Source organism: Albidovulum sediminis, assembly GCF_025380365.1.
GTDB lineage: Bacteria > Pseudomonadota > Alphaproteobacteria > Rhodobacterales > Rhodobacteraceae > Albidovulum > Albidovulum sediminis.
Genome location: NZ_JAOCQF010000001.1, coordinates 2,072,364 through 2,096,315 on the forward strand (window position 1 = coordinate 2,072,364; position 23,952 = coordinate 2,096,315).

The following is a 23,952-nucleotide window of genomic DNA, read 5'->3' on the forward strand; positions in this document are numbered from 1 at the left end:
GGCCGCCTTGTACCTTTCCCTCCGCGCACCGCGGCCCTAAAGTCGCGCCATGCGCGCCCTGCCCGCCCCCTTTTCCGACTGGTTTTCCCGGCGCGGCTGGCAGGTCCATCCGCACCAGCAGGCCATGCTCGACCGGGCGCAGGCGCCTGCCCTCCTCCTCGTCGCGCCGACGGGTGGCGGCAAGACGCTCGCCGGGTTCCTGCCGACGCTGACGGAACTTGCCGACGGCTCCCACAAGGGGCTTCACACGCTTTACATCTCCCCCCTGAAGGCGCTCGCGGCCGACATCCGCCGCAACCTCTCCACCCCGGTTTGCGAGATGAAACTGCCGATCCGGATCGAGGACCGGACCGGAGATACCAGCCACGCACGGCGCCAGCGCCAGCGTGCCGACCCGCCGCACATCCTGCTGACTACGCCCGAAAGCCTGGCACTCCTGCTCAGCTACGAGGACGCGCCGCGCATCTTCGCCGGTCTCTCGCGCGTGATCGTGGACGAGATTCATGCGCTGGCGGAGTCGAAACGCGGCGACCAGCTCATGCTTTGCCTCGCGCGCCTCGCCCGCCTCGCGCCCGGCCTGCGCCGCGTCGGCCTCTCCGCCACTGTCGAGGATCCGGCGGCCATCGCCCGCTTCCTGGCGCGCAACCCCGAGCCTTGCGAAATCCTACACGCCGATCCCGGCCCCGATCCCGACATCGCCATGCTGACCACCGAGGAACCCCCGCCCTGGGCGGGCGGCGGCGGACGCTACGCCATTCCGGCGATCCTCGACGAGATCCGCCGCCATCGCACCACGCTCGTCTTCCACAACACCCGCGCCCAGGCGGAGATCTTCTTTCACCACCTCTGGCTTGCGAACGAGGACGCGCTGCCCATCGGCATCCATCACGGATCGCTCTCGCGCGAGACGCGGGAACGGGTCGAGGCGGCGATGGCGCGGGGCGAGTTGCGCGCCATCGTCTGCACCGGATCGCTCGACCTCGGCATCGACTGGGGCGATGTCGATCTGGTGATCCAGGTCGGCGCGCCGAAGAACGTCAAGCGCCTGGTCCAGCGCATCGGCCGCGCCAACCACCGCTACAACGCCCCCTCGAAGGCACTTCTCGTCCCCGCTAACCGCTTCGAGGTCATCGAATGCCAGGCCGCGCTCCAAGCCGTGCGCGAGCATGACCTCGACGGCGAGCCGCGCGGCCCAGGCCCGCTCGACGTCCTCTGCCAGCACATCCTGGTTGCCGCCTGCTCCGCCCCCTTCGACGCTGACGACCTGTTTGCCGAGGTGACGACGGCGGGGCCCTACGCCGCCCTTGCGCGCGCGGATTTCGATGCCTGCCTCGACTTCTGCGCCACCGGCGGCTATGCGCTGCGCGCCTACGACCGCTGGCAGCGCCTGATGCAGCGCGACGGCCTCTGGTCGCTGCGCGACCCGCGCTCCGCGCGCGCGATCCGCATGAACATCGGCACCATCACCGACGCCGGCCTCCTCAAGGTGCGGCTCGCGAACCGCATGGGTGGCCAGCCGCTCGGCGAGGTCGAGGAAAGCTTCGCGGCCACGCTCACCCCCGGCGACACATTCCTGATCGGCGGCCAGGTCGTCCGCTACGAGGGGCTGCGCGAACTGACGGTGGAGGTCAGCCGCGCCGCGGGGCGCGAGCCGAAGGTCGCGGTCTTCTCCGGCACGAAGTTCTCGACCTCCACCCGGCTTACCGAACGCATCCTTGCGATCCTGCGCGAACCCTCCTGGCCGGATCTGCCCGACCATACCGCCGACTGGCTTGCGCTTCAGCGCAAGATGTCCCGCCTGCCGCGCCACGACCGTATTCTGGTCGAAAGCTTCCCAGCGGAAGGGCGCGAACACCTTTGCGTCTACGGCTTCGCCGGGCGCAACGCCCAGCAGACGCTCGGCCTGCTCCTCACCCAGAGAATGGAGGCGACGGGCCTTCACCCGCTGGGCTTCGTTGCGACCGACTATGCCACGCTGATCTGGGGCCTCAATCCCGTTACCGACCCCGCAGCCCTTTTCGACCGCACTGCCCTGTCGCAGGGGATTGAGACCTGGCTTCAGGGCAACGCGGTGATGAAGCGCACCTTCCGCGGCGTCGCCCTGATCGCCGGGCTGATCGAACGCAACCACCCCGGCCAGCGCAAGTCCGGCCGCCAGGCCAGCTTTTCCAGCGACATCCTTTACGACACGCTGCGCCGCCACGACCCCGGCCACCTGATGCTCCGCGTCACCCGGCAGGAGGCGATGCGCGGCCTTGTCGACTTCGGCCGGATCGAGGCGATGCTGGACCGGGCCGGGGGGCGCATCGACCACCTGCGCCTTGCGCGCGTCTCCCCCCTCGCCGCGCCGCTCCTGCTGGAACACGGGCGGATTCCGGTCGAGGGCGCGGGACGCGAGCGCCTGATCGCGGAAACCGCCGCCCGCCTGATGGCAGAGGCGGGTCTTGGCTGATCCTCTCCCCGTCCCTGTCGTGGGAATCCTCTGGGGGATGCGCCCAGGCCGATGCGCGCAGGCGCTGAGGCGAAGGCAACGTCCTGGCCCCGGCGCGGGGCCGCACTTTTCCTTTTGCGCGCTCCCGCCTAGGATCGCGCCATGACCGGCCACCGCTTTCTGCTTGCGGGCACGACGCTCGCCGCCATGCCCTCCGGCGCGCTATGGTGGGCGGATCACGCCCTTCTGGCCGTGTCCGACCTGCACCTCGGACGCTCGGACCGCATCGCGCGGCGGGGCGGCACGCTGCTTCCGCCCTACGAGGTGGCCGAAACCCTGACGCGGCTTGATGCCGATATTTCCCGGACGTCGGCGCGCGTCGTACTTTGCCTTGGCGACAGTTTCGACGATCTCGCCGCGGCGGAACTTTCGGAGGACCACCGGCTCTGGCTCACCCGCCTGATGGCCGGGCGGCGCTGGATCTGGATCGAGGGCAACCACGACCCCGGGCCGGTCGACCTGCCGGGCGAACACCTCCGGGACCTGACGCTTGGCCCGCTCGTCTTCCGCCACGTCGCCGAACCTGCCGCCCGGGGCGAGATTTCCGGCCATTACCACCCCAAGGCGCGCATCGCCGGTGCTTTCCGTCCGGCCTTCCTGATCGACGCGGCGCGGGTGATCCTGCCGGCCTACGGCGCCTTCACCGGCGGGATGGAGGCAACACGCCCGCCGCTTTGCCACCTGATGATGCCCGGCGCCATTGCCTGGCTGACCGGCCCCACCCCCTGCGCCCTGCCCCTGAAAGGACGATGATGACGACCCTCTCCCCGGCGATCGACCGCAAGACCCGCGAAAGCTTCGCCCGGCAGGCGCTGATGACGACCTTCGGCGCGACGATCCTCGACCTTGCCCCGGGTGCCTGCACGCTGGCCGCGCCGATCCTGCCACTTGCGCGGCAGCAGCACGGCGTCGGGCACGCGGGTCTGACCTTCGCGCTTGGCGACACGGCGGCGGGCTATGCCGCGCTGACCCTGATGCCCGAGGAGGCGGAGGTGATGACGGTCGAGATGAAGATCAACCTGCTGGCCCCCGCCGCCGGCGACCGGCTGGTGGCCGCGGGCAGGGTGATCCGCGCCGGCCGCCGCATCAGCGCCGTCACCGCCGAGGTCTTCGCCGAAACCGGGGGCAGCCGCGACCTGATCGCGATCCTCCAGGGCACGATGGTGCCGGTCACGGCGCGCGCCCGAACATAGGATTTGACAGGGTCGGGCCGCCGCCGCATTATTCGTATACAAACGAAAAACGGGAGGCTGCCGGTGACCCTTTCCCGGCCCGGAACGCTTGCGGACGCGCTTCGGCTTCTGGCCGAGCAGCCGTTGCCGGTGATCGCCGGCGGCACCGATTTCTACCCCGCGCGCCAGGGCCGCCCGCTGCCCGAGGCGGCACTTGACCTGAGCGGCATCGAGGGGTTGCGCGGCATCGCCCGCGACGCGGCGGGCTGGCGTATCGGCGCCGCCACGACCTGGACCGAGATCGCAGAGGCCGACCTGCCACCGGCCTTCGACGCCCTGCGCGCCGCCGCGCGCGAGGTCGGATCGATCCAGATCCAGAACGCCGGAACAATCGCGGGGAACCTCTGCAACGCCTCGCCCGCGGCCGATGGCGTGCCGCCGCTTCTGACGCTCGACGCGGTCGTGGAATGCGCCTCGCTGGCGGGGGTGCGAAGGCTGGCGCTGTCCGATTTCCTGCTTGGCCCGCGCAAAACCGCACTTCTGCCCGGTGAACTTGTCAGCGCCATCCTCGTTCCCGACCTGCCCGCGGACGCGCGCGCGGCCTTTCGCAAGCTGGGCAGCCGGCGCTACCTTGTGATTTCCATCGCCATGGTGGCGGTCCTGATCGTGCCGGATGCGCGGGGCCGGGTCGCGGCGGCGCGTGTCGCGGTCGGGGCGACGGCTCCGGTCGCGCGCCGCCTGCCCGCGGTCGAGGCGGCGCTGGTCGGGCGCCCCCTTGCCCCCGCGCTGGCCGCAACCCCCTTCGGGGATGCCGCCCTTGCCCCCCTCGCGCCCATCGACGATGTCCGCGCCTCTGCCGCCTATCGACAGGTGGCGGTCCTAGAACTGGTCCGCCGTGCGATCGCGGATCTTGCGGGAGCTTTCGATGGATAGGCTGACCTTCACGCTCAACGGCAACCCGGTGGCTGTCAGCGCGCGGCCGGTCGAACGGCTGTCGCGCGTGCTGCGCGAAGACTGCGGCGCGCGGGACGTCAAGGTCGGCTGCGACGCCGGCGACTGCGGCGCCTGCACCGTGCTGGTGGACGGCGCACCGGCCTGCGCCTGCCTGACACCGGCCGGGCGCGTCGAGGGGCGTCGGGTGGAGACACAGGCGGGACTTGCGGCTTCCGATCCGGTGGCCCGCCGGCTGGCGGAGGCATTCCTCGCGCATGGGGCCGCGCAATGCGGCATCTGCACGCCGGGCATGATGGTGGCGGCGACCGCGCTTTTGCGCGCAATCCCTGCCCCGGACGAGGCGCAGGTGAGCGATGCGCTTGGCGGCGTGCTCTGCCGCTGCACCGGTTATCGCAAGATCATCGACGCCGTGGTGGCGGCGGGCGGCCCGGCCCGGCCCGCGCCCTTTGTCAGCGGCGCGGTAGGCACCCCCCTGCCACGGCTCGACGGCGCGGCAAAGGTCGAGGGGCGCGAGGCGTTCGGCGACGACGTCGCCCCCGCCGGAACGCTGGAACTGCGGGTCATCCGGTCCCCCTTCGCGCGCGCCGGTTTCACCTTCGGGGATCTTGACGGCTTCGTGGCCGCGCATCCCGGCATCGTGGCGGTGCTGACCGCCCGCGACGTGCCCGGCAAGAACGCCTTCGGCGTCATCCCCGGCTTCGAGGACCAGCCCGTCTTTGCCGAGGCGGAGGCGCTTTTCCGCGGCGACGCGGTGGCCGCTGTGGTTGGCACGCCCGAGGCGATGGCGACGTTTCACCCCGAACGCTTTCCTGTCAGGTGGGAGGAGCGCGCCCCCGCCCTGACCCCCGGCGAGGCGAAGGCGGAAGGCTCCGCGCTCCTCCACACGAACCGGGCGGGCAATGTCATGACCGGCGGGCGCGTCTGCCGCGGCGATGCCGATGCCGCCCTGTCCCGCGCCGATGTCGTGGTCGAGGGCCGCTTCCGCTCCGGCTTTGTCGAGCATGCCTATATCGAGCCCGAGGCGGGCTATGCCGTCGCCCGCGACGGGCGGGTGGAGGTCCATGCCTGCACCCAGGCGCCGGTGATGGATCAGGAAGCGCTGGCGAAGATCCTCGGCCTGCCGATGGACCGGGTGAGGATCGTGCCGACGGCGGTGGGCGGCGGCTTCGGATCGAAGCTCGACCTGTCGATGCAGCCCTTCCTCGCCATTGCCGCGCTGAAGACCGGCCAGCCGGTCCGCATCACCTACAGCCGGGGCGAATCCATGGCCTCGACCACCAAGCGGCACCCGTCCGATATTCGCCTGCGGATCGGCGCGTCGAAGGACGGGCGGATTTCGGGCTTCGACTTTTTCGGCACCTTCAACACCGGCGCCTACGCGTCCTGGGGGCCGACGGTGGCGAACCGGGTGCCGGTCCACGCCTCCGGCCCCTATCGGGTCGCCGACTATCGCGCGATTTCCGAGGGGATCTATACCAACAACCCGCCCGCCGGCGCCTTCCGAGGCTTCGGCGTGCCGCAGTCGGCCATCGCACAAGAGGTCCTGTTCGACGAACTGGCCGAGAGGCTCGGCCTCGACCCGCTGGAGTTCCGGTTGCGGAACGTGCTGGAAAACGGAACCCCCACGGTCTGCGGCCAGGTGTTCGCGCAAGGGGTGGGGATCGGCGCCTGCCTGCGCGCGCTTCGTCCGGCCTGGGACCGCGAGCGGGCGGAGACCGCGCGCTTCAACGCCGCGAATGAGGTCTTGAAGCGCGGGGTAGGCCTTGCGGCGGGCTGGTATGGGTGCGGCAACACCTCGCTCCCGAACCCCTCCACCATCAAGGCGGGCATCCGCGCCGATGGGCGCATCCTGCTGCACCAGGGCGCGATGGACATCGGCCAGGGCGCCAACACCGTCATCGCCCAGATCTTCGCCGAGGCGCTGGGCGTGCCGGTCGGCGCGCTGCACCTTGTCGGCCCCGATACCGACGTGACCCCCGACGCCGGCAAGACCTCTGCCTCGCGCCAGACCTTCGTTTCGGGCAATGCGGCGCGGCTGTCGGGCCTTGCCCTGCGCGCCGAGATCCTGCGCCATGCCAACGCGGGCGAGGATGCGGAACTGACCTTCGGGCCGGGCGTGATCGAAGTGCGGGGCCCCGCTGGCACCCACCGGATCGACCTCGCCACGCTGGCACCCGACGCCGAGGGCTACGTCCTGACGGCGCGCGAGACCTACGACCCGCCGACGAAGCCGCTGGACGCGAACGGCCAGGGCGAACCCTATGCCCAGTTCGGCTATGCCGCCCATCTTGTCGTGGTCGAGGTCGACACCGCGCTTGGCCTCGTCCGGCCGCTTGGCTTCACCGCCGCCCATGACGTCGGCCGCGCGATCAACCCGCTTCTGGTCGCGGGCCAGGTCGAGGGTGGCATCGCGCAGGGCCTCGGCATGGCGCTGATGGAGGAATACATCCCCGGCCGGACCGAGAACCTGCACGACTACCTGATCCCGACCATCGGCGACGTGCCGCCGGTCGAGACCATCATCGTCGAGGAGGCGGACGCGCACGGACCCTTCGGTGCCAAGGGGCTGGGCGAACATGTCCTGATCCCCACCGCGCCCGCGATCCTGAACGCCATCCGCCACGCGACCGGGGCGCGCATCCGGCAGGTGCCCGCCACGCCCGACCGCGTCCTTGCCGCCATCAGGGAGGCCCGAGAATGAACGAACGCGCCGAACGCATGGCGGACAAGATCCGCTGCGATGCCTGCCCGGTCCTGTGCTACATCGCCGAGGGCCGTGCCGGGGCTTGCGACCGCTACGCCAACCACGGCGGCGAACTCGTCCGCCTCGACCCGCTCACCGTGATCGAGGCCGGGGCGGAAACCGTGCCCTTCCTCGCCACCGAGGAGGAATGGGACGGCGACATCCTGCGCGCGAACCGCCCCTTCATCACCGCCGTCGGCGCCGGCACGACCTATCCCGACTACAAGCCCGCCCCCTTCATCGTCAGCCAGGAGGTGGAGGGCGTGGACATGGTCACGGTCGTGACCGAAGGCATCTTCAGCTACTGCGGCGTCAAGGTGAAGATCGACACCGACCGCCATATCGGCGACGAACGCGCCGTGGTCCGCGCCGAGGGCGAGGCGATCGGCCATGTGATGACCTCCGAATACGGGTCCAAGATGCTGTCGCTTGGCGGGGTCGAGCACCTGACCGGCGGCAGCAAGGCCGAAGGCCGCGTGACCTGCGACGCGCTCCTGCGGCTTTGCAACCGCGAGGCGGTGGAACTGACCGTGGACGGGGGCGCCACGGTGGTGGTGCAGGCGGGCCATGCGCCCGTCATCAACGGGGTGCAGGAAAAGCTGATGCGCGTGGGCTGCGGATCGGCCGCCATCGGCATGTTCGCGACCCAGTGGGCCCCCCATGTCGATGAGGTGATCGTGGTCGACGACCACATCACCGGCGTCCTGTCCGAACACCAGGCGGGGCGGATGCTCGACATTCCGCCGACCGGCATTCGGGTGACCGGGCGCAAGTCCACCCCCGGCCGCTATTTCCAGGTCGCCCATCCCGGCACCGGTTGGGGCGGCACCGATGTGGAAGACCCGCTGACGATCCTGAAACCCGCCGATCCCAAGGTCGCCTGGCCGGGCCTGCGGCTTCTGATGGTCTCCACCACCGGGGAACAATGGGCCTACTACGTGCTCGACGACGCCCTCGTGCCGCGCCCGGCGGAGATCACCGCGCCGCTTCTGGCCTCGGTCCACCGGGTCGCGGAGAACTGCGAGCCCTCGGTCTGTTCAGTCCTGTTCATGGGCGGCGCGGGCGGCAGCCTGAGGGCGGGCGTGACCGAGAACCCGGTCAAACTGACCCGGTCGGTCAAGCAGGCGCTGACCCATGTCTCCTGCGGCGGGGCGGAGGCCTATGTCTGGCCCGGCGGCGGGATCACCGTCATGGCCGACGTGATGGACATGCCGACGAATTCCTTCGGCTATGTGCCCACGCCCGCCCTTGTCGCGCCGATCGAATTCACCATGCGCCGGTCCGACTACGCGGCCCTTGGCGGGCATGTGGACCGGATCGTGCCCGCGAAGGACGTGGTGAAGCCCGGCATCCGCAAGGTGGGCCCGGCACCCCGCCACCCCGACCCGAGGGACCGCAAGAACTTCGACTGGCCGAAGGGGGGATAGCGATGCCTGCCACCGCCGCCCGCCTGCCCGGCGACCGCCTGCACCTTCAGCACGGGCCGATCGACCTTGTCATCGGCGCAGAGGGACCGGGGCGTGAGGCGGCCTTTGCCGCGGCCGCCCGGCGCTTTGCGCCCCTGCTGGACGAACTGGTGGGGGAACTGCCGCTTCTGCGCCGCCCGCTGGGCAGGCAGCGCCCCCTCGGGCCGGTTGCCCGGCGCATGGCACGCGCGGTCGAGCCGCATGGCCGGCGCCACTTCGTCACCCCGATGGCCGCCGTCGCGGGGGCGGTCGCGGACGAGGTTCTTGCCGCCATGCTGGCCTCGGGCGGGCTTTCGCGCGCCTATGTGAACGACGGCGGCGACATCGCGATCTACCTTGCGCCGGACCAGACCTACCGCGCCGGGATGGCGGGCCTTGACGCCTCGACACTCGGCCGGGTCGAGATCCGCGCCGGCGACGGCATCGGCGGGATCGCCACGTCGGGCCGCGGCGGGCGCAGCCTGTCGTTCGGCATCGCCGACAGCGTCACCGTGCTGGCCGCCACCGCGGCGGCGGCGGACGCGGCCGCGACCCTTGTCGCGAACGAGGTGGACCTGCCCGGCCACCCGGCGATAGCCCGCTGCCCGGCCTCGGACATCCAGGCCGACAGCGATCTGGGCGAGCGTCTCGTGACCCGCGCCGTCGGCGCGCTGACGGCCGGGGAAACCGCTGCCGCGCTCGACCGGGGGCTGAAGGAGGCCCGTGCGATGCGAAGCCTTGGCCTAATAGCTGGGGCTGCGCTATTCCTGAACGGGTGCGCGCGCGTGCTCACCCCCCTGCCCATGACGGAGGCCCTTGCCCATGCCTGAACCCGAACTGCGCAAGTTCCTGACCGTGGTCGAGGAGATCCACCACGAAGGCGGCCCGCGCGCGGAAAAGCCCCTGCTGCGGGCGGCCGCCGTCGCCGTCATCCGCAATCCTTTCGCCGGCCGGTATGAGCCCGAGATCCAGGGTTTCATGGACGATCTGAAACCGCTCGGCCTGATGATGGCCCGGCGGCTGGTCGCAGCCCTCGGGGGCGATCCGTCGGTGGTCGAGGGCTACGGCAAGGGCGCCATCGTCGGCGCCGCCGGGGAACTGGAACACGGCGCGCTCTGGCATGCGCCGGGCGGCTATGCCATGCGCGAGGTACTGGGCGGGGCGAAGGCCATTGTGCCCTCGGCCAAGAAGGTGGGGGGCGTGGGCGCGCGCCTTGACGTGCCGGTGACCCACGTCAACGCAAGCTACGTCCGCAGCCACTTCGACTCGATGGAAGTGGGGCTGAACGACGCGCCGCGCGCCGACGAGATGCTGCTGGCGCTGGTCATGACCACGGGTCCGCGGATCCATTCCCGCGCCGGCGGGCTGGAAGCCGGGGACATCAAGGGGGAGGACGGGTTGAGATGAAGGCCGACATTCGCAAGCTGGCCGTCTGGGTCGAGGAAACCCACAAGGAAATGGGCCGGGATATCACGCCCGCGACCCGCAAGGCCGTGGCCGTCGCGGTCATCGCCAACCCCTTCGCCGGCCGCTATGTCGAGGATCTGACCGACCTGATGGACATAGGCGCGGAGCTTGGCGGGCTGCTGGGCGAACGCTGCGTCAAGGCGCTGGGGATCGAGCCGCGTCAGGCGGAAAGCTACGGCAAGGCGGCGATGGTGGGCGAGAACGGCGAGCTTGAGCACGCTGCCGCAATCCTGCACCCCAAGCTTGGCGCGCCCCTGCGCGCGGCGGTCGAGAAGGGCGCGGCCCTTGTGCCCTCATCGAAGAAGATGGGCGGCCCCGGACAGGACCTCGACGTGCCGCTGGGCCACAAGGACGCGGCCTATGTCCGGTCGCATTTCGACGGGGTCGAGGTGCGGATGAACGACGCCCCGCGCGCGAATGAGATCATGGTGGCCGTCGCGGTGACCGACAGCGGCCGGCCGCTGCCCCGTGTCGGCGGTTTGAAGGCGAGTGAGGCCGAGGGCAAGGACGGTCTTCGGTGAGGGGGGCCGAACGCCCCTACAGGCTTGACGACCAGGTGGGCTACATCCTGCGGCTGGCGAGCCAGCGGCATGCGACGCTGTTCCTGGCGCGACTGGGGTCCGACCTGACGCCCACGCAGTTCGCGGCGATGGTGCGGCTGGCGGAGATGGGACAGTGCTCGCAAAACGAGTTGGGGCGCCAGACGGCCATGGATGTGGCCACCGTCAAGGGCGTGGTGGACAGGCTGCGCGCCAAGGGCCTGGTAACGCAGAACGCCGACCCCGGTGACAAGCGCCGGAGCCTTCTGTCGCTGTCGCAGAAGGGCAAGGCGATGATCGCGGACCTGCACGCGCGCGGCCACGCGGTGACCGCCGACACGCTGGAACCGCTTGACCCGGCCGAGCAGGAGACGCTGCTGGCGCTGCTGCGCAGGCTCGTCTGAGCGCCGGACTTTCGCCGCTCAGCCCTTCACGACTTCGGGGATCTTCCACGCGGGCGGGGTGTTGCGGCTGCGGTTCGACCGCACCTCTCCGTCGATGATGGTCATGCCGACACCGGGCAGGTTACCCAGTTGCACCGATTCCAGAATCGTCTTGCCGCCAGAATGCTGGGCCTGGTCCATCAGCACGAAGTCGGCGGCATAGCCGCGCTCGATCAGGCCCACGTCAAGCTCGCGCTGGCGCGCGGTGTTGCCGGTGGCAAAGCAGAACGCCAGTTCCGCCGGAACGTTGCCCAGCGCGGACAGCATCGCAACCATGCGCAGGATGCCCAGGGGCTGCACCCCCGACCCCGCCGGCCCGTCGGTGCCCAGGATGATCTGGTCCATCTTGCCCAGTTCCCGCGCGGTGTTGAGGGTGAGGAGCGCGGCGCGTTCGTTGCCGTTGTGGACGATCTCCAGCCCCTTGAGGCAGTTTTCGCACAGGCACACGATCTGGTCGTCGGGCAGCGCGGAGTGGCCGCCGTTGATGTGGCCGACCACATCAGTGCCGGTTTCCAGCACCATGTCGGCGTCGATCAGCCCCGAGCCGGGGATCGAGGGGCCGCCGGTGTGGATCGTGGACTGGATGCCGTACTTGCGCGCCCAGTCGACCATCTGCCGTGCGGTCCTGCCGTCCTTGACCGAGCCGAGCCCGATCTCGCCCAGGAGCTTCACGCCGGCATCGGCCAGGTCCTTGAAGTCGTGCTCCTCCATCCCGTGCTCGATGACCGGCGCGCCGGCCAGGACCTTGACGCCCGAGGGGCGGAAATTCTCGTACCAGCGCTGCGACGCGATCGCCATGGCCTTCAGCCCGACGATATCCTTGGGCCGCCCGGGCATGTGCACCTCGCCGGCCGAGATCATCGTGGTGACACCGCCGTGCAGGGTGCTGTCGATCCAGTGCAATTGCTGCTGGCGGGGCGTATAGTCGCCGACCACCGGGTGCACGTGGCTGTCAATCAGGCCGGGGGCCAGCGTCGTGCCCTGCGCGTCGATCAGCGTCGTGGCGCCTTCGGTATCCAGATCCTTTTCGCGGCCCCAATCGGAAATACGGCCGTCGATGGCAACCAGGCAATCGGCATCGTAGATCGGCTGTTCGAGCTTGCCCGACAGCATCAGGCCGATGTTGCGGATGACGAGCTTTTTCGACGCATGCTCCATGATCGCCTCCCCTAGGCCGGTTGGATCATTAGCACGCTAACACATGCCGGCCCCCGATCAAGGGGCCGGCATCGGTCGCCTACAGTTGCAGCGCCTTCTGTTCGTCCGCCCGCTGCCGCGCGATATTGCGCTTGGAGATCAGCGAGGCGGAGATCACGCCTACGGTGACGATGGAAATGAGGATCGTGGACAGGGCGTTGATTTCCGGACTGACGCCCAGGCGCACGGCCGAGAAAATCTTCATCGGCAGCGTGGTGGAGGACGGCCCGGCGACGAACTGCGAGATCACGAGGTCGTCGAGCGACAGCGTGAAGGCCAGAAGCCAGCCCGAGACAACCGCCGGCGCGATGATCGGCAGCGTCACCGACTTGAACGCGTCGAAGGGCGTGCAGCCAAGGTCGAGTGCGGCCTCCTCCAGCGACTTGTCGAAGGTGACCAGGCGGGAGGAGACGACGACCGAGACGAAGCACATCGTGAAGGTGATGTGCGCCAGGATGATCGTGGTCACCCCCCGGTCAAGCCCGAGCGAGATGAACAGAAGCAGCATGGCAAGGCCGGTGATCACCTCGGGCATGACGATGGGCGCGTAGATCATCCCCGAAAACAGCGTCCGGCCCGTGAAGCGGCCCGCGCGCACCAGCACGTAGGCGGCCATCGTCCCCAGCACCGTTGCCACGGTCGAGGAGATGACCGCGACCTTGAGCGTGACCCAGGCCGCGCTCAGGAACGCCTCGTTCGTCAAGAGTTCCCCGTACCACTTCGTCGAGAACCCCGCCCAGACCGTGACCAGCTTCGAGGCGTTGAAGCTGTAGATCACGAGGATGAGCATCGGCAGGTAGAGGAACGCGAAGCCGAGCGTCAGCGAGGTCGCGTTGAACCAGGAGAAGCGGCGGTTCATTGGTTCGCCTCCCTCTGCTTCTGCTCGTTGCGCTGGAACAGCACGATGGGCACGATCAGGATCAGCAGCAGCACAACTGCCACCGCCGAGGCCACCGGCCAGTCGCGGTTGGAGAAGAACTCCTCATAAAGGACCTTGCCGATCATCAGCGTGTCGGACCCGCCCAGAAGCGAGGGGATGACGAATTCGCCGAGCGCCGGGATGAAGACCAGGAAGCAGCCGGCGATGACACCCGGAATGGACAGCGGGAAGGTCACCAGCCAGAACGCCGAAGCCTTGGAACAGCCGAGATCCTCTGCCGCCTCGATCAGCGACCCGTCCAGCTTTTCCAGCGCCGCGTAGATCGGCAGGATCATGAACGGCAGGTAGGAGTAGACGATCCCGACATAGACCGCGCGCTGCGTGTTCATGATCGCGAGGGGTTCGCTGATGATCCCCGTCCACATCAGGAACTGGTTCAGAAAGCCTTCGTTCGCGAGGATGCCGATCCAGGAATAGACGCGGATCAGGAACGAGGTCCAGAATGGCAGGATCACCAGCATCATCAGCGTCGGGCGCCACTCCTCCGGCGCCTGCGCCATGCCGTAGGCGATGGGATAGCCTACCAGCAGCGTCAACACCGTGGATATCAGCGCGATCTTCAGGCTTGAGAGATAGGCGGTGTAGTAAAGCGCGTCCGATGCAAGGAAACTGAAATTCTCGCCATCAAGCTCCGACAGGAAGGATTTCAGTCCCTCCCAGCCCGCCGACAGGTCGAGCGTCGGGGTATAGGGCGGGATCGAGATGGCGTAGTCGGACAGCGCGATCTTCAGCACGATCACGAAGGGGATCAGGAAGAACAGCAGCAGCCACGCGTAGGGCGTAAGGATGAGGAACAGGCGGCGCAGGTTCATGGCTGCCCCCTCAGTTCAGCAGGACGACGCCGGCGGTGTCCGTGAAGGACAGCCAGACCTTGTCGTCCCAGGTGATTTCGCGACGGGCGATGCGGCGGTCGTTGGCCACCTGCGCCTTCATCATGCGTCCACCCGCCAGTTCCACCTTGTAGGTCGAGATATTGCCGAGATAGGCGATGTCGTGGACCGTCCCCTCGATCACGTTGGCGCGGTCGGTCGGGGGCTGGGTGGCGATGGCGATCTTCTCGGGCCGGATCGCGTAGTGAACGTGCGTGCCCTTGGCAAGACCGCCGGCGATGGTGCCATTGATCTTCGGCTGACCTTCGGCCCAGTCGATCCGGACCTTGTCATCGGTCACATCCGAGACGGTGCCCTCGATGATGTTCACGTCCCCGATGAAGTCGGCGACGTAGACCGAACTTGGCGTCTCGTAGATGCGGTCGGGGGTGTCGACCTGGATCATCCGGCCGTGGTCCATCACCGCCACGCGGGAGGCGACCGTCATCGCCTCTTCCTGGTCGTGGGTCACGATCACGAAGGTGGTGCCGGTCTTTTCCTGGATGTCCATCAGTTCGAACTGCGTGTCCTGGCGCAGTTTCTTGTCAAGCGCGCCCAGGGGTTCGTCCAGAAGCAGGAGCTTCGGCGCCTTGGCCAGCGACCGCGCAAGCGCCACACGCTGACGCTGGCCGCCCGAAATCTGGTGCGGCTTGCGCTTGGCGAATTTCTCCAGCCGGGTCAGGCGCAGCATCTCCTCGACGCGGGTCGGGATCTGATCCTTCGGCATGTCGGACCGGCGCAGGCCGAAGGCGATGTTGTCCCAGACTGTCAGGTGCGGAAAGAGCGCGTAGGACTGGAACATCATGTTCACGGGTCGCTTGTTGGGCGGCACCGGCGCGATGTCCACTCCGTCGAGCATGATCGTGCCCGAGGTCGGCGTCTCGAACCCGGCCAGCATGCGCATCAGCGTGGTCTTGCCGCATCCCGACGGCCCGAGCAGCGCGAAGAACTCCCGTCGGTAGATGTCGAGGGTGATGTCGTCGATGGCTACGAAGTCGCCGAATTTCTTGGTGACATTCTTGAACTGAATCAGGGGTTTCTGTTCGGGATCGTTCCAAGGCGCAAAAACGGGGCGCGTGCCGGGCTGGGCCATGATGTCATGTGTCCTCATTTACGAGAAAACCCCGCGCCGGTCGGGCGCGGGGTGAGGGTTCGGACGAACGTGTCAAGTTCCGGACTTGATCTTGGTCCAGAGCCGGGTGACGCCCCGGTTCACCTTCGGGTCATAGGGCGTGGTGGTGTAGAGGTGCGCGGTCGTCTCCGCGTCGGGATAGATCGCGTTGTCGCCGATCACATCCTCGTTCAGGAACTCCTGCGACGCCTTGTTGCCGTTCGCATAGTAGACATAGTTCGACGCGGCCGCCGCGTTCTGCGCATCCATCATGAAGTTGATGAACTTGAGCGCGGCGGAGGGGTTCGGGGCATCGGCCGGGATCGCCAGCTGGTCGAACCACATCAGCGCACCTTCCTTCGGGATATGATATTCGATCTCGACCCCGTTGTTGGCCTCGGCCGCGCGGTCGCGCGCCTGAAGCACGTCGCCCGACCAGCCGAAGGCCACGCAGATGTCGCCGTTGGCCAGCGCATTGATGTATTCCGACGAATGGAACTTCTGCACATAGGGCGCGATGGCGGTCAGGACCGGCTCCACCTTCTCGATGGTCTCGAGGTCCTGCGCGTCGGGGTTCTCGCCCAGATAAGTCAGCGCTGCGGGGATGATCTCGGTCGGCGCGTCAAGCATGTGCACGCCGCAGGAGGCGAGCTTTTCCATGTTCGCAGGATCGAAGATTAGCGCCAGGGAGTTGACCGGCGCGTCCTCGCCCAGCACTTCCTTGACCTTGTTGATGTTCACGCCGATGCCGGTCGTGCCCCACATGTAGTTGACCGAGTATTCGTTGCCCGGGTCGTATTTCGACACGCGATCGGAGATCACGTCCCACATGTTGCCCAGGTTCGAAAGCTGCGACTTGTCGAGCTTCTGGAACGCGCCCGCCTGGATCTGGCGTTGAAGGAAGCCGCCCGTGGGTACGACGACATCGTAGCCCGAACCGCCGGCGAGCATCTTGGTTTCGAGGATCTCGTTCGAGTCGAACACGTCATAGACGACGTCGATCCCGGTTTCGTCCTTGAACTTGGTCAGCAGTTCCTCGTCGATGTAGTCCGACCAGTTGTAGACGTGGACTTCCTCGGCATTTGCGGCGAACGCGCCGACCGCCACCAGCGCGGCGACGGATATCAGTGTTTTTTTCATGTCATTCTCCCTGAGTGATGTCGGCAGAGCATCACCACTGCCAACATTTGATCAAAATGCCCGCCAAAATACAATATGGTAATTTTCGGGGGGAACGGATAGGCTGTTTCCCCGATCCACCACATGCCGGCGGGCGGATCCCTACGAGAGGCGACGGGTCATTGAACGCGGAATTCCACAAACCCCCAACCCATGAGCTCGTCTATCGCAAGATTCGCGAGATGATCCTGTTCGGAGAACTTGCCCCGGGTCAAGCAGTTACGATTCAAGGGCTTGTTACGGACCTCGATGCGGGCATGACCCCCGTGCGCGAGGCCATCCGGAGGTTGACTGCGGAGGGCGCGCTGCAATTTCAGGGCAACCGGCGCGTCTCGGTCCCCGAACTGACGCTTGCGCAACTGGACGAACTGGCCTTCGCGCGTCAGGCGATCGAACCGCAGCTGGCCTATCTGGCGGCGCAGAAGATCACCCCCGCGATGATCGCGCGGCTTGAAGCGATCGATGATTCCCTCAACACGGCCGTCCGCCGCGGCGATGTGAAGGCGTATCTGGAGCACAACCACCGCTTTCACACGACGCTTTACGAACAGGCAGGGGCGGTCATTCTTTTCGCGATTGCGCAGATGCTTCTTCTGCGCGGCGGGCCGTCGCTGCGGGTGGTCTGTGGCCGACTCGGCACCTACGGCCTGCCGGACAAGCACCAGCAGGCGCTGGCGGCGCTGCGATCCGGTTCGCCAGAGGCGGTGGCCGATGCGATCCGGGACGACGTGAACCAGGGAATCGAGCAGATCCGCATGACGCTGTCGACGACCCAGGTTTGATCAAATCAGATTGACAGCGCAAATTTTGATCATATTCTGAGGAGCAATCGACCAGTCCTGCGAATCCGGGCGGGGTGCGGCAGTGCGGCGCACGCTCCCTTTCCCTTTCCAGGCCAGTCAGCCCCCCGGGAAGGAGACCGCGATGACGACGATCACCAATCACATGCCGACGAAGGAACTGCAGGCGCTGGACGCCGCGCACCACATGCACCCGTTCACCGAGGATGCGGCGCTGGCGAAGAAAGGCGCGCGGATCATCACGCGGGCCAAGGGCGTGTTCCTGACCGACAGCGAAGGCAACGAGATCCTGGACGGCATGGCCGGCCTCTGGTGCGTGAACGTCGGCTATGGGCGCAAGGACCTGGCCGAGGTCGCCGCGCGGCAGATGGAGGAGCTGTGCTACTACAACACCTTCTTCCAGACCTCGCACGTTCCCGCCATCGCGCTCGCGGCGGAAATCGCGAAGCTCGCGCCCGGCGACCTGAACCATGTGTTCTACGCGGGCTCCGGCTCGGAAGCGAACGACACCAACATCCGCCTCGTGCGCCGCTACTGGGACGTGAAGGGGCAGCCGGACCGCAACATCATCATCAGCCGAAAGAACGCCTACCACGGCTCGACCATGGGCGGCGCCTCGTTGGGCGGGATGGGCGGGATGCACGCGCAGGGCGGCCTGCCGATCCCGAACATCGTCCACATCGGCCAGCCGAACTGGTACGCCGAGGGTGGCGACATGACGCCCGAGGATTTCGGCCTGATGCGCGCGCGTGAGCTTGAGGCGAAGATCGAGGAACTGGGTGCGGACCGCGTCGCCGCCTTCATCGGCGAGCCGATCCAGGGCGCGGGCGGCGTGATCGTCCCGCCGGCGACCTACTGGCCCGAAATCCAGCGCATCTGCGAAAAGTTCGGCATCCTTCTGATCGCGGACGAGGTCATCACCGGCTTCGGCCGCACCGGCAACTGGTTCGGCAGCCAGACCTTGGGCATCAAGCCCCACATCATGACCATCGCCAAGGGGCTGTCCTCGGGCTATGCGCCCATCGGCGGCTCGATCATCTGCGACGAGGTCTATGAGACGATCGCGCGGTCGGGCGACGACTTCAACCACGGCTATACCTACAGCGGCCACCCGGTTGCTGCCGCCGTGGCGCTCCGAAACCTCGAGATCCTGCAGGAGGAGAACGTCCTCGATCACGTCCGCAAGGTGGCCCATCCCTACCTGATGGAACGCTGGCAGGCCCTGACCGACCACCCGATGGTGGGCGAGGCGAAGCTTGTGGGCCTGATGGGGTCGATCGCGCTGACCCCGAACAAGGAAACGCGGGCCAAGTTCGCCTCGGACGCCGGCACCGTCGGCTACATCACCCGCGAACGCTGCTTCGCCAACAACCTTGTCATGCGCCATGTCGGCGACCGCATGATCATCTCGCCCCCGCTGGTGATCACCCCGGCCCAGATCGATACCCTGATCGCGCGCGCGACGAAATCGCTGGATGAGGCCTATGCGAAGGTCAAGGCCGAGGGTCTTCTGAAGGCCGCGTGAAAATACGCAGGCCCGTCCCCCACCGGACGGGCCTGCTGCCCCACCCTTGGGACGTGACCATCAGCCCGAATGCAGGGCGATGACGGCGATTGGATGGACAAGGCCGGCAAGGCCGATCGACACCCCCATCGGGAAATGCCGTCCGGGCCGCATCGAGGCCCAGCCGGTGCGCGCGAAGATCGGTATGCGCTTCATCGTCAGAATGACCGCGATCCCGGCGAGCATCGACAGGGAAAAGACGTTCGCGAACACACCCAGCGATCCGACCGGAACCAGAAGCATCAGGGCCGACAAGAGCTTGACGTCACCGCCGCCGAAGGCGCGGAAGTGATAGGCCACCAGTCCGAGCGCGAAGACACCCCCGGCCACCGCCAGGCGCCAGAGAAGGTCTTCGGGCGGGAATGCCAGGCTGAAGACCACGAAGGCCGAGACGACGATCAGGCTCAGCACATTCGGGATGCGCAGGAAACGCAGGTCGAACCAGCCCGCGGCCAGCATCACCGGCGCCACCGCGACGAGCGGCACGTAGGGAAGGATCTCGGCCTGGGTCATGGTTCACGCCCAGCGTTGAGCTGGTTCTTCGAAGCCCGCCGGCCGCTCCAAGAGCAGGAAGACGAGCTGGGCAAGACCGCGCGTGCCGGTCTTGGAATAGATGCTGCGCAGATGCGACCTGACGGTTGCTTCGGACAGGCCAAGCTCGGTCGAGACGCCCTTGACCGACAGGCCGCGGCTCAGCAGCACCGACACCCGGAATTCCGCCCGGCTGAGGTCCGCGGGATTGCCGGCGCCAAGGATCGGGCCGCGTCCCGTCAAAGGCGCCCGGCCTTCGCTGCTTCGGGACCGCTCGGCCACCTTCGCGGTCACAAGACCAACCTTGCGACGCGCCCAGATGCGCGCAACCGAAGGCAGGATCACGTTGAGCATCGCCACCGTGGATTCGGGCAGCCGCTCCCGGAAATGAAGCTCGATATGGTCGTGGAACGACGGATCCGACGTCAGCGTCAGCACCGCCATCTCGCGAAACCGGCGCGCAGACTGCCAGACGAGAAGACCCGCATCCGCGACGGTGTCGGATTCGTCGGCGTGCTGCGAGGCAAGCCAGACCGTCGCAGGCATCGCGCTTTCGAGGTAGGCGCCGAACAGGGCCGCGGCGAAGCTTCCGCGCAGCGGTCTGGAAACACCATCGCCCGCTTTCTCATCGTGCAGTGCCACGATCTGGGGAAAGGGCCGGCCCGGATGGGTCCGGACGATGGCGCCCGCCTCGGCCCCCATGCCACGGACGAGGCACGCGAACGCATCGTCCAGGGCGGCATTTCCGTGAAGCGCTTCGCTCCAGCCAGCGACCGATTCGATCAGACCCGCGGTATCCGCGAGGGTGAATACGGAAACGTCTGTTGCTTGAGCCTTCCTGAACACAACCAAGATACCCTCCAAGCCCCGAGGGGCAGCCACTTGAAAGGGCCTGCGTTGCACCCGCAGACTCATCTCGTGACATCATCCACTACCCGATCAAAAGGTAGGACGCAGGCATGGGAGGGTCAATGTTCGGACACAATCGCCGGGGGAATGGCCCCCAAATACAACCCTGAGCAGAAATTTTGAAGCGTTTCCCGGACCAGTTTCGCCCCTTTCCGGAAATTGTTCGCAAGCATCGCTGCAAATCGCCGCTGTGACGGCCCGGCAGCCCGACTCAGCCCGCGCCCGCCACGTTGCGAAGGTAGCGGATGATGACCGGGCCAAGAACCAGCAGAACAAGCGCGGGCAGCATGAGCGATGCCAGGACCGCCGACATCTTGACCGGCAGCTTGTTGGCCTTTTCCTGCGCCCGCATCTCGCGCGTGTGGCGCATCTCGGCGGCGTAGGTGGTCAGCGCGTCGGATATGCTTGTGCCGAACTGGATGGACTGCATCACCACGCTGGCGAACGAAAAGACCTCCGGGACACCACTGCGATCTGCCAGGTCCATCAGCGCCCTGTCGCGTGTCCGCCCTGCCTGGATCTCGCGCTGGGTGATCAGGAACTCCTCCGCCAGGATCGGCGCCGTGGCCACGATCTCGTTGGCCACGCGCGTCATCGCCGCGTCGAAGCTCAACCCGCTTTCGACCGAAATCTGGATCAGGTCGAGCGCGTTGGGGAACGCCTCCTCGATCTGCCTGCGGCGCTTCTCGACCCGGCCCCGCAGCCAGTAGTTGGGTCCGTAGAAGCCACTCCAGACCAGCGCCGCGATGCCTGCTGTGATCTTCGTCTGCGACAACTGGGAAAAGTTGTCGATCACCGCGTCGGGCATCGGCACCAGCAACGAGCGGGAATTGTAGATCATGAAGATGTAGAGCCCGGGCAGGAGTACACCCATCACGATCCGGAACAGGTAATAGTTGCGCAGCGCGTGCGGGCTGTTGAAGCCGGCCTGCGCCAGCTGCCGCTGCATCTGCGTGCGCTCCTTTTCATCGACCGGGACGATGGCGCGCATCAGCCCGGTCGGGTCGTTCTGGACGAACCGCAGGATATCGGCATCCCGGCGGCTGGCGCGTGCCTTGCCCCCGGCGCCGGCCATGCGGCGGGCGACCGGGTCTTTCTGTCCGACGCTGCCGAACAGGCCGTAGACGAACAGCATCACGCCAAGGCCAACCCCCAGCACCACCAGCGTCTGGAACAGCGCGGGGTCCTCCGCAAGCCGGGTCATGAATGCCTCGAACATCACACTCTCCAATCAGATCCGGAAGTCGACCAGGCGCCTCAGGATGAGGTAGTTGGCCACCACGAGCGTCGCGATGGTGATCGCGAAGGGTTTGAACAGCGGGTCATCGGCGACCCCCATGTAGTAGTTCGGCGAAGTCAGCTGGGTCGAGATCAGGATGAAGACCGGAAGCGCCGAAAGAAAGATCGACGTCAGCCGCCCCTCGGCCGAGATCGCCTGGATGCGCCGCCGCATCGCCATGCGCGCCCGGATCACCGTCGAGAGCGTGCTGAGCACGCGCGCCAGGTCGCTGCCCGTTCCGTGCTGGATGGCGATGCTGATTGCCAGGTAGCGAACGTCTTCCTGGTCGATCCGGTCGGCGAATTCGCCGAAGGCGTCGGGAAGGTCGTCGCCGTAGCTGACCTGGTCCAGAACGATGCCGAACTCGGTCGCGATCGGGTCGGACATCTCGTTGGCGACCGAGGCGATGGTGGTGTTGATCGGGTGACCGACCCTGAGGCCCCGCGCCATGAGGTCGAGCGCATCCGGCAACTGCCGCACCATCGCGTCCATCCGCTTGTTCCTGAGGGTGCGGACGACGACCACCGGGGCGACGAAGCAGAACGCGAGCGCGAGCCCCGCCGCGGGCAATGCGCCGATGAAGGACGACGCGGCGACCGCAAGCACGATGGTCCCGGCAAGACACCCGGTCAGCACCACGGCCGGGTTGATCGTCAAGCCCGCCTGCCGGAGCGCGACCGGCAGGTCGCCGATGAAGGGTATCCGTGCCAGCGCCCAACGGTCGACCGAGGGCTTGAGAAGCCTCAGCACATCCTCGGTCGTGGCGCCGGACGCGATCAGGCGCATCCGCCGGCTGCGGGCTGCCCCGGTCGTCTCTGACCGGGACAGAAGCTGGCGAATGCCCTCGTAGGCGATCAGCACGCCGACGAAGATGCCGACGTAGATCAGGGCCTCGATCTCGAAGCTGTCAAGTCCGGGCATCCTGCACCCCTTCCCGCCGGAACAGGTCCTGGCGCAGGTCCACGCCCGCCTGCTGCAGGAGGTCGGAGCAACGCGGGCGAATGCCGGTCGCAACGAAATCCCCCAGAATGTCGCCGTTTTCCGACTTGCCCGACCGCTTGAAGACGAAGATGTCCTGCATGGTGATGGTCGGGCCTTCCATGCCGGTGATCTCGCTCACGCTCACCACCCGGCGCTTGCCGTCGCTCATCCGGCTGAGCTGCACGACCATGTGCAGGCCCGACGCGATCTGCGCGCGGATGGCCGACAGCGGGAAGTCGATGCCGATCATCGTCACCATCTGCTCGATCCGGCCCAGCGCGTCGCGGGCGGAGTTCGCGTGCACGGTGGTCATCGACCCGTCGTGCCCGGTGTTCATCGCCTGAAGCATGTCGAAGGTTTCCGCGCCCCGCACCTCGCCCACGATGATGCGGTCGGGTCGCATCCGGAGCGCGTTGCGCACGAGATCGCGCTGGGTCACGGCGCCGGTGCCGCCCGGCGTCGGCGGCCGGGTTTCCAGCCGGACGACATGTTCCTGCTGAAGCTGAAGTTCCGCGGCATCCTCGATCGTCACCACCCGCTCGCTGTGGCCGATGTAGGACGACATGGCGTTGAGCATCGTCGTCTTGCCGGACCCGGTGCCGCCCGAGATCAGAACGTTGAGCCGCGCCTCGACAAGCCCCTTCAACAGCGCCGCCGCCGGCGCGGTCACGGACCCGATGTCGATCATCCGCTGCATCGTCAGGGGATGGCGGGAAAACTTGCGGATCGACAGCGCTGGCCCGTCGATGGCACAGGGCCGGATGATCGCGTTCACGCGGCTACCATCCTCAAGGCGCGCGTCCACCCAGGGCTGGCTTTCGTCGACCCGGCGACCGATGCGCGACACGATCTTGTCGATGATGCGCAGCAGGTGGCGTTCGTCGCGGAACCGGACCTTGGTGCGTTCCAGCTTGCCGAAGCGTTCGACATAGACGCTGCGGTGGGAGTTCACGAGGATGTCGTTGATCGTCGGATCGGCAAGCAGCGGCTCAAGCGGGCCAAACCCCAGAACTTCGTCCAGAAGCTCGTCGATCAGCTGGTTGAACTCCTCCGACCGCATCGGGCGCTTCTGCGCCGACAGGACGTTCGACACCAGCGCCGCCACCTCGCGGCGCAGTTCCTCGGGCTGGACCTTGTCGATCACGGCCAGATTGAGCCGCTCCAGAAGCACCTCGTGCAGCTGACTCTTCAACTCCAGGCGTTCGATCAGCTCGTTGTCGGCTTCGGACGGTTGCCAGAGAGGGACGGTCGAATCCGCCGCCTTCGCGCCACCGATGTCGATGACATTGGCGGCCGGGGAAGCGTTGCTGCGGGTGAAACTCTTGAACACGGTCGAAC

General features: G+C 67.3%; 22 protein-coding genes. 12 read left to right on the forward strand and 10 right to left on the reverse strand.

From position 1 onward, the window contains the following. The first annotated feature begins 49 nt into the window (after nucleotides 1-49). From N5I32_RS10215 to N5I32_RS10260, 10 genes are all read left to right on the forward strand, one after another. Entirely contained in the window at nucleotides 50-2,452 is a 2,403-nt protein-coding gene (locus tag N5I32_RS10215; RefSeq protein WP_261495448.1) for a ligase-associated DNA damage response DEXH box helicase, read from the forward strand. Nucleotides 2,453-2,593: 141 nt separating this feature from the next. After that, nucleotides 2,594-3,244: a ligase-associated DNA damage response endonuclease PdeM gene (gene pdeM, locus N5I32_RS10220; RefSeq protein WP_261495449.1), complete on the forward strand. Its 651-nt coding sequence runs from the start codon at nucleotides 2,594-2,596 to the stop codon at nucleotides 3,242-3,244. Further along, nucleotides 3,241-3,684: a PaaI family thioesterase gene (locus tag N5I32_RS10225; protein ID WP_261495451.1), complete on the forward strand. Its 444-nt coding sequence runs from the start codon at nucleotides 3,241-3,243 to the stop codon at nucleotides 3,682-3,684. Before pdeM ends, N5I32_RS10225 begins: the two co-directional genes overlap by 4 nt. Nucleotides 3,685-3,747: 63 nt before the next feature. Continuing rightward, entirely contained in the window at nucleotides 3,748-4,596 is an 849-nt protein-coding gene (locus N5I32_RS10230; protein WP_261495453.1) for an FAD binding domain-containing protein, read from the forward strand. After that, nucleotides 4,589-7,318 (forward strand): molybdopterin-dependent oxidoreductase, encoded by a 2,730-nt coding sequence (locus N5I32_RS10235; RefSeq protein WP_261495455.1) that lies wholly within the window; start codon nucleotides 4,589-4,591, stop codon nucleotides 7,316-7,318. The genes N5I32_RS10230 and N5I32_RS10235 overlap by 8 nt, the downstream gene beginning before the upstream one ends. Beyond that, nucleotides 7,315-8,787, forward strand: coding sequence for a 6-hydroxynicotinate reductase (locus tag N5I32_RS10240; RefSeq protein ID WP_261495458.1), 1,473 nt, complete (start codon nucleotides 7,315-7,317; stop codon nucleotides 8,785-8,787). Before N5I32_RS10235 ends, N5I32_RS10240 begins: the two co-directional genes overlap by 4 nt. A gap of 2 nt (nucleotides 8,788-8,789) precedes the next feature. Further along, entirely contained in the window at nucleotides 8,790-9,635 is an 846-nt protein-coding gene (locus tag N5I32_RS10245) for a UPF0280 family protein (protein WP_261495460.1), read from the forward strand. After that, nucleotides 9,628-10,212, forward strand: coding sequence for an amino acid synthesis family protein (locus N5I32_RS10250; RefSeq protein WP_261495461.1), 585 nt, complete (start codon nucleotides 9,628-9,630; stop codon nucleotides 10,210-10,212). Before N5I32_RS10245 ends, N5I32_RS10250 begins: the two co-directional genes overlap by 8 nt. Beyond that, nucleotides 10,209-10,793, forward strand: a complete 585-nt coding sequence (locus tag N5I32_RS10255) for an amino acid synthesis family protein (RefSeq protein WP_261495463.1) — start codon at nucleotides 10,209-10,211, stop codon at nucleotides 10,791-10,793. Before N5I32_RS10250 ends, N5I32_RS10255 begins: the two co-directional genes overlap by 4 nt. After that, a complete protein-coding gene (locus N5I32_RS10260; RefSeq protein ID WP_261495465.1) occupies nucleotides 10,790-11,215 on the forward strand; it encodes a MarR family winged helix-turn-helix transcriptional regulator in 426 nt (141 codons plus the stop codon). Before N5I32_RS10255 ends, N5I32_RS10260 begins: the two co-directional genes overlap by 4 nt. 18 nt (nucleotides 11,216-11,233) lie before the next feature. On the opposite strand, the gene N5I32_RS10265 is transcribed toward N5I32_RS10260, so the two are convergent. The 5 genes from N5I32_RS10265 to N5I32_RS10285 form a co-directional block, all read right to left on the reverse strand. Continuing rightward, nucleotides 11,234-12,412 (reverse strand): amidohydrolase family protein, encoded by a 1,179-nt coding sequence (locus N5I32_RS10265; RefSeq protein WP_261495467.1) that lies wholly within the window; start codon nucleotides 12,410-12,412, stop codon nucleotides 11,234-11,236. A 79-nt stretch (nucleotides 12,413-12,491) separates the two neighbouring features. After that, entirely contained in the window at nucleotides 12,492-13,310 is an 819-nt protein-coding gene (locus N5I32_RS10270) for an ABC transporter permease (RefSeq protein WP_261495469.1), read from the reverse strand. Beyond that, nucleotides 13,307-14,197 (reverse strand): ABC transporter permease subunit, encoded by an 891-nt coding sequence (locus N5I32_RS10275; protein ID WP_261495979.1) that lies wholly within the window; start codon nucleotides 14,195-14,197, stop codon nucleotides 13,307-13,309. Before N5I32_RS10275 ends, N5I32_RS10270 begins: the two co-directional genes overlap by 4 nt. Before the next feature lie 16 nt (nucleotides 14,198-14,213). After that, nucleotides 14,214-15,353 (reverse strand): ABC transporter ATP-binding protein, encoded by a 1,140-nt coding sequence (locus N5I32_RS10280; protein ID WP_261495471.1) that lies wholly within the window; start codon nucleotides 15,351-15,353, stop codon nucleotides 14,214-14,216. 72 nt (nucleotides 15,354-15,425) lie between these two features. Next, nucleotides 15,426-16,511, reverse strand: a complete 1,086-nt coding sequence (locus tag N5I32_RS10285) for a polyamine ABC transporter substrate-binding protein (RefSeq protein ID WP_261495472.1) — start codon at nucleotides 16,509-16,511, stop codon at nucleotides 15,426-15,428. A 161-nt stretch (nucleotides 16,512-16,672) separates the two neighbouring features. Here N5I32_RS10285 and N5I32_RS10290 point away from each other — a divergent pair, with 161 nt between their 5' ends. Together N5I32_RS10290 and N5I32_RS10295 are read left to right on the forward strand one after the other, a co-directional pair. After that, the gene (locus N5I32_RS10290; protein WP_261495981.1) at nucleotides 16,673-17,332 is read left to right on the forward strand and encodes a GntR family transcriptional regulator; all 660 of its coding nucleotides are present in this window, start codon (nucleotides 16,673-16,675) and stop codon (nucleotides 17,330-17,332) included. A 142-nt stretch (nucleotides 17,333-17,474) separates the two neighbouring features. Further along, nucleotides 17,475-18,875 (forward strand): aspartate aminotransferase family protein, encoded by a 1,401-nt coding sequence (locus N5I32_RS10295; RefSeq protein ID WP_261495473.1) that lies wholly within the window; start codon nucleotides 17,475-17,477, stop codon nucleotides 18,873-18,875. Nucleotides 18,876-18,935: 60 nt separating this feature from the next. On the opposite strand, the gene N5I32_RS10300 is transcribed toward N5I32_RS10295, so the two are convergent. From N5I32_RS10300 to N5I32_RS10320, 5 genes are all read right to left on the reverse strand, one after another. Further along, nucleotides 18,936-19,427, reverse strand: a complete 492-nt coding sequence (locus N5I32_RS10300) for an A24 family peptidase (protein ID WP_261495477.1) — start codon at nucleotides 19,425-19,427, stop codon at nucleotides 18,936-18,938. A 3-nt stretch (nucleotides 19,428-19,430) separates the two neighbouring features. After that, nucleotides 19,431-20,291: a helix-turn-helix transcriptional regulator gene (locus tag N5I32_RS10305; protein ID WP_261495987.1), complete on the reverse strand. Its 861-nt coding sequence runs from the start codon at nucleotides 20,289-20,291 to the stop codon at nucleotides 19,431-19,433. Nucleotides 20,292-20,565: 274 nt separating this feature from the next. Continuing rightward, complete coding sequence (locus tag N5I32_RS10310) at nucleotides 20,566-21,573, reverse strand: type II secretion system F family protein (protein WP_261495479.1); 1,008 nt, start codon at nucleotides 21,571-21,573, stop codon at nucleotides 20,566-20,568. Nucleotides 21,574-21,585: 12 nt separating this feature from the next. After that, the gene (locus N5I32_RS10315; protein WP_261495480.1) at nucleotides 21,586-22,554 is read right to left on the reverse strand and encodes a type II secretion system F family protein; all 969 of its coding nucleotides are present in this window, start codon (nucleotides 22,552-22,554) and stop codon (nucleotides 21,586-21,588) included. After that, a complete protein-coding gene (locus N5I32_RS10320) occupies nucleotides 22,541-23,944 on the reverse strand; it encodes a TadA family conjugal transfer-associated ATPase (RefSeq protein WP_261495481.1) in 1,404 nt (467 codons plus the stop codon). The genes N5I32_RS10315 and N5I32_RS10320 overlap by 14 nt, the downstream gene beginning before the upstream one ends. Nucleotides 23,945-23,952: the final 8 nt, after the last annotated feature.